General features: G+C 71.7%; 11 protein-coding genes. 6 read left to right on the top strand and 5 right to left on the bottom strand.

Annotation, left to right across the window (positions count from 1 at the left end):
• Window positions 1-562: 562 nt before the first annotated feature.
• The gene (locus ACFCV8_RS27695) at window positions 563-1,192 is read left to right on the top strand and encodes an ester cyclase (RefSeq protein ID WP_376688180.1); all 630 of its coding nucleotides are present in this window, start codon (window positions 563-565) and stop codon (window positions 1,190-1,192) included.
• A gap of 128 nt (window positions 1,193-1,320) precedes the next feature.
• Here the strand turns inward: ACFCV8_RS27695 and ACFCV8_RS27690 are convergent, their stop codons facing one another.
• Window positions 1,321-1,470: a hypothetical protein gene (locus ACFCV8_RS27690; protein WP_376688179.1), complete on the bottom strand. Its 150-nt coding sequence runs from the start codon at window positions 1,468-1,470 to the stop codon at window positions 1,321-1,323.
• A 174-nt stretch (window positions 1,471-1,644) separates the two neighbouring features.
• Here ACFCV8_RS27690 and ACFCV8_RS27685 point away from each other — a divergent pair, with 174 nt between their 5' ends.
• The 4 genes from ACFCV8_RS27685 to ACFCV8_RS27670 all read left to right on the top strand — a co-directional run bounded on the left by ACFCV8_RS27685 (window position 1,645) and on the right by ACFCV8_RS27670 (window position 5,235).
• The gene (locus ACFCV8_RS27685; RefSeq protein WP_376688178.1) at window positions 1,645-1,986 is read left to right on the top strand and encodes a hypothetical protein; all 342 of its coding nucleotides are present in this window, start codon (window positions 1,645-1,647) and stop codon (window positions 1,984-1,986) included.
• A gap of 205 nt (window positions 1,987-2,191) precedes the next feature.
• On the top strand, window positions 2,192-3,829 hold the full coding sequence (locus ACFCV8_RS27680) for a penicillin-binding transpeptidase domain-containing protein (protein WP_376688177.1): 1,638 nt from the start codon (window positions 2,192-2,194) through the stop codon (window positions 3,827-3,829).
• A gap of 63 nt (window positions 3,830-3,892) precedes the next feature.
• The gene (locus ACFCV8_RS27675; RefSeq protein ID WP_376688176.1) at window positions 3,893-4,387 is read left to right on the top strand and encodes a YbaK/EbsC family protein; all 495 of its coding nucleotides are present in this window, start codon (window positions 3,893-3,895) and stop codon (window positions 4,385-4,387) included.
• The gene (locus ACFCV8_RS27670; RefSeq protein WP_376688175.1) at window positions 4,384-5,235 is read left to right on the top strand and encodes an EamA family transporter; all 852 of its coding nucleotides are present in this window, start codon (window positions 4,384-4,386) and stop codon (window positions 5,233-5,235) included. Before ACFCV8_RS27675 ends, ACFCV8_RS27670 begins: the two co-directional genes overlap by 4 nt.
• A 28-nt stretch (window positions 5,236-5,263) precedes the next feature.
• Here the strand turns inward: ACFCV8_RS27670 and ACFCV8_RS27665 are convergent, their stop codons facing one another.
• From ACFCV8_RS27665 to ACFCV8_RS27650, 4 genes are all read right to left on the bottom strand, one after another.
• Window positions 5,264-5,662 carry a nuclear transport factor 2 family protein gene (locus ACFCV8_RS27665; protein WP_376688174.1) on the bottom strand — a complete coding sequence of 133 codons (399 nt, stop codon included), beginning with the start codon at window positions 5,660-5,662 and terminating at the stop codon, window positions 5,264-5,266.
• Between the two features lie 60 nt (window positions 5,663-5,722).
• Window positions 5,723-6,310 carry a GNAT family N-acetyltransferase gene (locus ACFCV8_RS27660; protein ID WP_376688173.1) on the bottom strand — a complete coding sequence of 196 codons (588 nt, stop codon included), beginning with the start codon at window positions 6,308-6,310 and terminating at the stop codon, window positions 5,723-5,725.
• Window positions 6,311-6,342: 32 nt separating this feature from the next.
• On the bottom strand, window positions 6,343-7,284 hold the full coding sequence (locus ACFCV8_RS27655; protein ID WP_376688172.1) for a MerR family transcriptional regulator: 942 nt from the start codon (window positions 7,282-7,284) through the stop codon (window positions 6,343-6,345).
• 67 nt (window positions 7,285-7,351) lie between these two features.
• Window positions 7,352-7,690, bottom strand: coding sequence for a hypothetical protein (locus ACFCV8_RS27650; protein ID WP_376688171.1), 339 nt, complete (start codon window positions 7,688-7,690; stop codon window positions 7,352-7,354).
• Between the two features lie 420 nt (window positions 7,691-8,110).
• Between ACFCV8_RS27650 and ACFCV8_RS27645 the strand changes: the two genes are divergently transcribed.
• The gene (locus ACFCV8_RS27645; protein ID WP_376688170.1) at window positions 8,111-8,950 is read left to right on the top strand and encodes a helix-turn-helix transcriptional regulator; all 840 of its coding nucleotides are present in this window, start codon (window positions 8,111-8,113) and stop codon (window positions 8,948-8,950) included.
• The last annotated feature ends 28 nt before the right edge of the window (window positions 8,951-8,978 follow it).

Here is an 8,978-nt window from a genome sequence, read left to right as displayed (position 1 = left end):
GCCATTGGCCGCGCCCTCTTCGTCGTCAGTGGTGGCTGTCGGCGGGCGCCAGGCGCCTTCGGACGGCCCACGGACGGCCCGGGTCCGGGCCGGAACCAGCGGAGGAGGTACCCGGCAGGTTCGAGGCACCTACGACAACCCCGGGTCCGGGCCCGCCGTGGTGCGGCTGGTGCGGCACGGCCGACTCGGCACGGGCGGTCATCTCGCCCTTGATCCGCAGGGCATGGGCCCGGCCAGGTCGACGACGTCATGAACTGCCGTGACCGCTGACGGTCCGCACCGGGCCGGCCGGCCATCGGCCGCATCGGCTTCCGCCGCCCGTCCGGCAGCAGGCCCCGCAGACACAGGCTCCCCCCTTTCCCACTGGCCGGCACGCGACGAGTTCATCCGCCCTCGCACCAGCGGGAAACCACCCGCTGGGACCGGGCGAACGTCACCCCGGCACCTGACTCTGCATCGCGAGTTCACAAGCGTTAGGTTATTGCTGTATGTTTACAGTCGTAAGGTTAATGAGGGCGGCCCGACGCAGGTCCCCCAGCACCATGAATCCGCAGGAGAATCCGTGAACGCCGCCGCACGCCGTATCCGCACCAGCATCATCACCACAGTGGCCGTCACGGCGGCTGCCGTCATGCTGACCGCGTGCTCGGGCCAGAACGACGCCGACCAGAAGGCGGCCCCCGCATCGGCCGGGGCCGCACAGACCGAAGGCGGCGGCAAGGCGCAGGCGGCATCCGACCGGCACGACGCCGGGATTCCTCCCGTGGTCACCGCCTGGGCCGAGGCGTGGAACTCTTCCGACCCGCAGAAGATGGCCGCCCTGTTCACCAAGGACGGCGTCTACCAGGACAACGCCTTCCAGGGCACCATGCGCGGCACCAAAGGCGTAGCGGACTGGGTCACCATGACCGCACAGACCATCGGGGACGCCCGCGCCGACATCGTCGACGCCTTCCGCGACGGCGACAGGATCGCGGTCCGCTGGAAGTTCTCCGGCACCGAAACCGGCGCCTTCACCAAGGACTACCCCGCCACCGGCAAGTCCTTCACCGTGCCCGCGGTCACGATCATGGACCTCAAGGGCGACAAGATCCGGCACCTCACCGACACCTACAACCTCGCCGACCTTCTCCGCCAGTCCGGCCTCCCCGCCGGAGCCTGGAACCCCACCGCCCCGGAGAACGCCGAATGACCTGCCGCAGGAGCGACTCCACCACCGCCCCCACCAGCACCAGCACCAGGAGCCCGGCGTAGGCGGCCGGGAGAAATGAAGAACACCGCAGCCGCGAACGCCTCGCCGTCCGGTCGTGAAGCCGCTGCTCACGTGCCGCCGTCCAGCAGGTCCGCCCCCGCCGTCCGGCGGGGCGGGCAGCCCAGATAGACCGGTTTGACGGGCAGCGCGCCCGGTTCGATGCCGGTGGCACAGGAGCGGAGGGCCGGCCGTACGCCGGAGGGCTGCGCCTCGGCCACGGCCGACTGGCCGTCGGGGATCTGCCGCCACCTCGAGATGCCTGCTCCGAAAGCCGGCGCCCCCCATCGCGGTGCCCTGCTCCGGCCAGGCGCGGCACCCTTTCCTTCGACCTTCCGAGTGAGTGACCAGCCACTTACCGGCCGTGTTCCACCCCACCCAGAAGGAGCCCCACCATGTCGACCCTCACCGCCCAGCCCGTCCGGCCCGCCCGCGCGCGGTCCGTCGTCGTCTCCGCGTGGGCCGTCCCGGTGCTGATCGTCGGGCAGTTCGCGATGGTCGCCGTCGCGCCCGTCGTCGTGCTCACCGTCGCGGTGTTCCGCGACGCCCGCCTGCGCGCCCTGCGCTGGTGGGCCGCGGCCGTCGCGGGGCTCTACGCGGGCGGCCTCGTGGCCTGGGCGATCGGGCCCGACCGCGCGCCGAGCCTGTCGAAGGACCTGCACCCGGCGCTCGCCACCCTGATCAGCGTCGCGGCCGTCGCGCTCGCGGTGCGGTACCACCGCCTCCAGCGGCGCTGAAGCCCTGCCGGACGCACCAGTGCCACTCCCCGCGAAGTTTGCCTTTGTCGGCAAAGTGGCCCCGTCCGGCTACGAGCGGCTTCGCGCCGACCCGTATCGCGTTCCGGTAACAACCGTCCCGGCTTCAACCACCGTCCCGTAGGGTGCCGGGCAGTATCCCGTTGAACACGTTCAACGGGAGCTCCTGGGGAGGGGGACCGCGGGAATGCGCAGTGGAGCGAAGGCAGGGATAGTCGGCGGAGTGCTCGTCGTGGTGCTCGGCGGGGCGGGTTACGGGGCGTACAACGTCCTGGACGCGCTCAACAGCGGCGGGGACGGGAGCGCGGACACCACGTCCGCCTCCGGCGAGGTGAAGACGGGCCCGGTCACCGAGAAGGAGATCGCGGACGCCTCGGAGAAGTTCCTCACGGCGTGGGCGAAGGGTGAGTCGGACGCCGCGTCCCAGCTCACCAACAACGCCGTGGAGGCGGAGCCCCTCCTCGCCGGCTACCGCGAGGAGGCCCACGTCGCCAAGGCGGTGATCACCCCCGGGAAGCCGGTCGGCGCGAAGGTCCCGTACAAGGTGAGGGCGACCGTCTCCTACGGGGGCAGGTCGAAGTCCTGGTCGTACGCCTCGGAGCTGACCGTGGTCCGCGGGGTGACCACCGGCCGCCCCCTGGTGGACTGGTCCCCCGCCGTGGTCCACCCGGAGCTGAAGGACGGCGCGAAGCTCCGGACCGGCGAGCCGTCGACCCCGGCGATCAAGGCCCTCGACCACGAGGGCCGGGAACTCACCAAGGAGAAGTACCCCTCCCTGGGCCCGATCCTGGACACGCTGCGCGAGAGGTACGGGTCGAAGGCGGGCGGCACCGCGGGCATCGAGACCTGGATCGAGAACGCCGACGCGAACGGCCCGGACAAGACCCTGCTCACCCTGGCCAAGGGCCGTCCGGGCGAGCTGCACACCACCCTGGACGCCGACGCCCAGGCGGCGGCCGAGACCTCGGTGAAGAAGTTCAGCCAGGCGTCGGTGGTCGCGGTCCAGTCGTCCACGGGTTCGATCCGCGCGGTCGCCAACAATCCGGCGACCGGGTTCAACGCGGCGATGCTCGGCAAGCAGGCCCCCGGCTCGACGATGAAGATCGTGACCTCGGCGATGCTCGTCGAGAAGGGCCTCGCGGCGGCCGGCCGCCCGATCGAGTGCCCGGAGACCGCGATGTACCAGGGCCGCACCTTCAAGAACCTGGACGGTTTCTCCATCCCCAGCGGCACCCTGACCACCAGCTTCGCCCGGTCCTGCAACACCGCCTTCATCAAGCTGATCGACGACACCAAGGACGATGCCGCGCTCGCCAAGGAGGCCCACGACGTCTTCGGTATCGGCCTGGACTGGAAGACCGGCGTCGACTCCTTCGACGGCAGCGTCCCGGAGGAGACCGGCGGCGAGGCGGCCGCCCAGTACATCGGCCAGGGCACGGTCCAGATGAACGCCCTCAACATGGCGTCCGTCACCGCCACCGCCCGCACCGGCACCTTCCGCCAGCCCGTGCTCGTCTCCCCGGAACTGGACGGCCGCCCGATCGCGCAGGCCGCCCGCTCCCTTCCCCCGTACGTCGCCGGGCAGCTCACCGAGATGATGCGGCAGACGGCGAGCTGGGGCACCGGCAAGGCGGCGATGGCCCCGGTCGGCGGCGACAAGGGCGCCAAGACGGGTTCGGCGGAGGTGGACGGCCAGGAGACGTCGAACAGCTGGTTCACCGGATTCAGTGACGACCTGGCCGCCGCCGCGGTCGTCCAGGCCGGCGGCCACGGCGGCGACGCGGCGGGCCCGGTGGTGGCGGCGGTGCTGCGCGCGGGCCGGTGACCCGGGGCGGGGAACCGGGCGCTCCTGGAAGGGACTTGCCCGGCCCGGACGTAGAGTGCGCGCATGACCACTCCTGACGCCGCCGCCGAGGCCCACCCCCGATTCGCCGAGGCCCTGCGGGAGCTCGGCCTGGACGTCGAGGTCCGCCGCTTCCCCGAGGCCACCCGCACCGCCGCCGAGGCCGCCGCCGCGATCGGCTGCGCGCTCGACGAGATCGTCAAGTCGCTGGTCTTCACGGCCGACGGGGTGCCGGTGCTGGTCCTGATGGACGGTTCCTCGCGCGTCGACGTGGAGCTGGTACGGGCGGAGCTGGGCGCCGCGAAGGTCGAGCGGGCCGGGGCCGACCTGGTCCGGGAGACCACCGGGTACGCCATCGGCGGCGTACCGCCCTTCGGCCACCGCGCCCGGACCCGGGTGCTCGCCGACCGCGGTCTGCTCGGCCACGACGTGGTGTGGGCGGCGGCGGGCACCCCGCACACGGTCTTCCCGCTCGACCCCAAGTCCCTGATCGGGCACGCCGGTGGCACCGTGGTGGATGTGCGCGAGCAGCCGAAGTGACCCCGCTGGTCGCCCTCGCGGTCCTGGCCGCGGCGGTCACGCACGCGAGCTGGAACGCCGTCGCGCACGCGATCAGGGACCAGCTCGTCTCCTTCACGCTGATCTCCGGGGGCGGGGCGCTGATCGGTGCGGCCATCGCCTGCTTCGCCCCGTTCCCGGCCGCCGGGGCCTGGCCGTACCTGCTGGTCTCGGCGGTGCTCCACGTGGCGTACATGCTGCTGCTGATGCGCTCGTTCACCCTGGGCGACTTCGGCCAGATGTACCCGATCGCCCGGGGCACGGCCCCGCTGGCGGTGACGGTCCTGGCCGCCGTGTTCGTCGGCGAGCGGCCCGGCGGCTGGGCCACCGCGGGGGTCGCGGTGGCTTCGGCGGGCCTCGTCGGCCTGGCCCTCTGGGGCATCCGGGGGACCGGCCGCCGCCCGGACTGGCCCGCCCTGCTCGCCGCCGGGGCGACCGGCCTGGCCATCGCCGGATACACCACGGTGGACGGCGTCGGCGTGCGCGCCTCCGGCTCCCCGCTCGGCTACATCGCGTGGCTGATGGTCCTGGAGGGCCTGGCCATCCCCGCCTACGCCCTGTACCGGCGCCGCGCCGAACTGGCCCCGGCCCTGCGCCCGTTCGCGGTACGCGGCCTGCTGGGCGCGGCCCTGTCGGTGACCGCGTACGGCCTGGTCCTGTGGGCCCAGACCCGCGCCGCCCTGGCCCCCGTGGCGGCGTTGCGCGAGTCGTCCATCATCGTCGGCGCGGCCATCGGCACGGTCCTGTTCAAGGAGCGCTTCGGCGCCCCGCGCATCGCCGCGGCCGGTCTGATGGTCGTGGGCATCGGCCTGATGCTGCACCCGGGCTGAGCGGCCCCGCCGTCCACGACCGGGCGGCTCAGATCCGCTCGACGTACGGGGCCCGCCACTGCGGGGAGGGGTCCGTGCCCAGCCCCGTCCAGTACTCCCGGCCGCGGGTGATCAGGCCGTCGCGGACCGTCCAGAAGGACGCTGCCCGGAACGTGCCCGCCGCGCCGTGGGGCACCTCGACCTCGGAGACGACCTCGTCCCCGGACGCCAGGACGCGAAGGACCTCGATCGACCACCCTTCGGGATACTCCGCGTTGATCCGTACGAAGTTCTCCCGGCCACGGATGCGTTCACCGCTGGCGGGCCACTCCACGACCGCGTCCTTCGCGAGCAGCGCGCCGACGCCCGCCCAGTCCCGCGCCTGCATGCGCTCCCAGAGCGCCCGAACGATGTCCGTGGGTTCCTGGATGATGTCCGTGGGTTCCATCCCCTCATCCTGCCCGACACCACTGACAACGGCCCTGGTCACGGCGGTCGCCCGCGGGGCTCAGGGACTTTCGGGCCGGGTGTGCGGGTCCCTGCGCCGGATGTGCCGGTGGCCCTCACGGGGGAAGGCCGGCGGATACGGGGGCAGGGTGCCGTCGAGGGCGTACCGGCTCTTCTCCGCCACGCGGCACGAGGCCGGGTTGTCCACCTGGTGCAGGAGTTCCAGGTGTTCCAGGACGTCCGGCTCCCATGCGCTGAAGGCCCAGCCGGTGAGAGCGTCCAGGGCGCGCGGTGCCACGCCGCGCCCCCGGGCATGCCCCGCCGTCCAGTAGCCCACCTGGGCCGAGGGGCCCGCGCGGGCGACGTCCTTGAGGACCACGTGGCCCGCCGGCCGCCCGTACGGCGAGTCGGGCAGGACCTCGACCACGGCGAACCCGAACCGGTCCCCCGCCGCCCAGCCCTCCTCCTGGCCCCGCACCCACCGCGTCGCATCGGCCATGCTCTCGGGGCCCGGTCCGGCCCAGTGACGCAGTACGGGGTCCCGGAACGCGTCGACGAGGGCCGCCGCGTCGCCCCCGCACCAGGGGCGGAGCGTGAGGGCGGGAGCGGACGGCGTCGCGTCCGCGCACAGGGTGACGGCGGTGTTCATCGGCCGATCGTACGCACCGGCCCTTCTCCCCACTACGGCTCCGTCCGGGCGCGTACGGCCCTGGCCGCCCAGTCGAGGACCGGTGCCAGGCTCTCCGGGGCGGGCCAGCCGTTGATCACGGCGAGCAGTTGTGCGTACCGGTCCCGGCGCGGGTCGCCCGCGCGCTCCAGCCGGTCCAGCAGCAGGCGCCGCACCTCGGGGCCGTCGGCCCGGCCGAGGGTGCGGGCGTGGTGGGCGGCGACTGCCGCGACGACGGCGTCCGCCCGGTGCGAGGCCGGGTCGACGCCCGCCGCCAGGGCGGGGGCGGCCCGCTCACGGACGACCGCGACGACGTCCCGGCGCGGGCCTGCGGTGTTGCCGCGCCGCGCCAGTTCGGCCGTGTGGTCCTCGACCGTCCGCCGCATGCTCGCGCGGAAGTCCGGGTCCGCCGCCAGTCCGGCCCACTCCGCCCATGCCCGGACCTGCTCCGCCCCGGGGCTGTCCGGTATCTCGGGTGTCAGGGAACGTCTGGCCGCCGCGAATACGGGGAGCTCACCGGCACCGCCGAACACGGCATCGAGGAAGTCCTCGGTCAGACGCCCGCGTTCGTCCTCGGAGAGCTGGGTCAGGGTGTGCATGAGATCGGTCTCCTCAGCGGTGAGTCCGTGCTCGGCCACCACCGTCAGCACCGCCTGTCGCAGACGCAGGACGCGTATCCGTACGGCGAGTGCTTCGGCGTGCGTCGCGGCGACTTCGGGGAGTGTCAGCTCCCGGTCCACGACCCTGCGGACGGTGGGCAGGTCCACGTCCAGGTCCCGCAGGGTCCGTACGAGGCGAAGGCGTTCGACGGCATCCGGGTGGTAGCGGCGGTAGCCGGCCGGGCTGCGGTCCGTCGGCGCCACGATCCCGCGGTCGGAGTAGAACCGGATGGTCCTGACCGTCAGTCCGGTCCGCCGGGCCAGTTCGCCGATCGAGAGAAGCGTGTCGCCGTCCATGTCCCCAGCTTGGGGTCTCCACCCGGGGGAGGCTCAAGAGAGGACGTGGCACGAGGGGTGTCGGGTGTCACGTCTTCTGGCTGGGGCGTACGGAGAGGGTGTACGTGCAGTCGGTGTCCGGGACGACGACGAGGAGCGGGTTGCCGCTCCTGACATGCGCCTGCGCCTCACGCTGACCCCTGCGGTCCTCGTACCACGCACACAGCTCGGCCGGACGCCCCGGCGGCGAACCCACCGGCAACCGCCGCAACGGCTGCACCCACGCCGACCCCTCCAGATCCAACCGCGGACCACCCTCCGGATCCTCATTCAGCAACTCCGCGATCCGCAACGCCTGCCCACCCAGCCACCGCACCGCCAGCACCGGCGAGATCGTCTCGAACGTCCCCAGCACATACCGAGCCATCCGCCCCGTATCCCCGAAGAACTCCACCGCCAACACCTCACACCGATAACCCGGCTGCTCCCCCCGCCCGCTCACACGCCACCCCTGCTGCTCCGCAGATTCCGCAACGCGTTCTCCACACTCAACCGCTCCCCCGGAGTCAACGCCCGCACCCACTCCGGCTCCACCTCCCACTCCACCCCACCACCCCACAAAACTCCCCCACCCGACCCCCACGCCCCACATCCCTGAACAACACCCCCGGCGAAGGCACTTCAGGAACATCCGGGACCTCAGAGGGCTCCCGGCCATCCAGAGCACCACCATCTTCACGCACGTCAACTCCGCTCCGTAGTTGTTCCACTACCAAGTGAGACCAGCGTGGCCTAGGCTCAAGAACCCTTCAAGTAACCGAAATCGAAGGAAGGGGCGCGCGAAAATATGGTCAATCGCAAGGAGTTAGACCCCAATTCAAGCCCGGAGGCGGCCTACGGGGCTCATATGCGCAGGCTCAGGGAAAGGCGCGGCTGGAGTCAGGAGGATCTGGGCGAGCGACTGGGGTACTCCAGTCAGCACATTTCGGCCGTAGAAACTGCTCGGAAGCCGCCAACCCTTCCGTTCTCGTCCAAGCTCGACGTCGTCTTCGGCACCGCCGGTTCTGCCGATTCGTTCGAGCGCGAGTGGCGCGAGATCCGGCACGGCGTGCTGCTGGAGGGCTTCCCGGAGTACGTCGGGTACGAGAACCGGGCGGTGGAGATCCGGCTCTACAACGTCGGGATCATTCCCGGTCTGCTCCAGACGCCGGAGTACGCGCGAGTACTGGCGGGCGCGGCCGTGCAGCGAGGTGCGATCACGCCGGAGCAGGCTGCCGAACGGGTCGCGTTCCTGGCAGAGCGGCAAGCAGCACTGGAACGCTCTCAACCTCCTATGGTGTTCGTGACCATGGACGAGAGCTGCATCCGGCGTCCTGTCGGCGGACCCGATGTCATGGACGCCCAGCTTGCACGTCTTCGGGATTTTGCCGAACTGCCGAACACACTGCTCCAGGTAGCGCCCTACGAAATAGGGGAGCGCCGAACGTTCGACCTGCCGGTCAATCTGCTGACCATGCCGGACCGGTCCGTGATCTGCTACGCAGAGTCTCAGGCCCAGGGACACCTCGACCGCGACAGTGCCTCCGTGCTCCCCATGCTGACGGCCTACCATCAGTTGCAGGGCGAAGCGCTGTCGCCGGCAACATCCATGGCCATGATCAGCAAGTTGCGAAAGGGCACCCCGTGACGACCGAATCCCCCCGCTGGTTCAAGTC

Origin of the sequence: Streptomyces sp. NPDC056347, assembly GCF_042262625.1 — a bacterium.
Taxonomy (GTDB): Bacteria; Actinomycetota; Actinomycetes; order Streptomycetales; family Streptomycetaceae; genus Streptomyces.
This window is presented reverse-complemented; position numbering and strand designations above follow the sequence as displayed.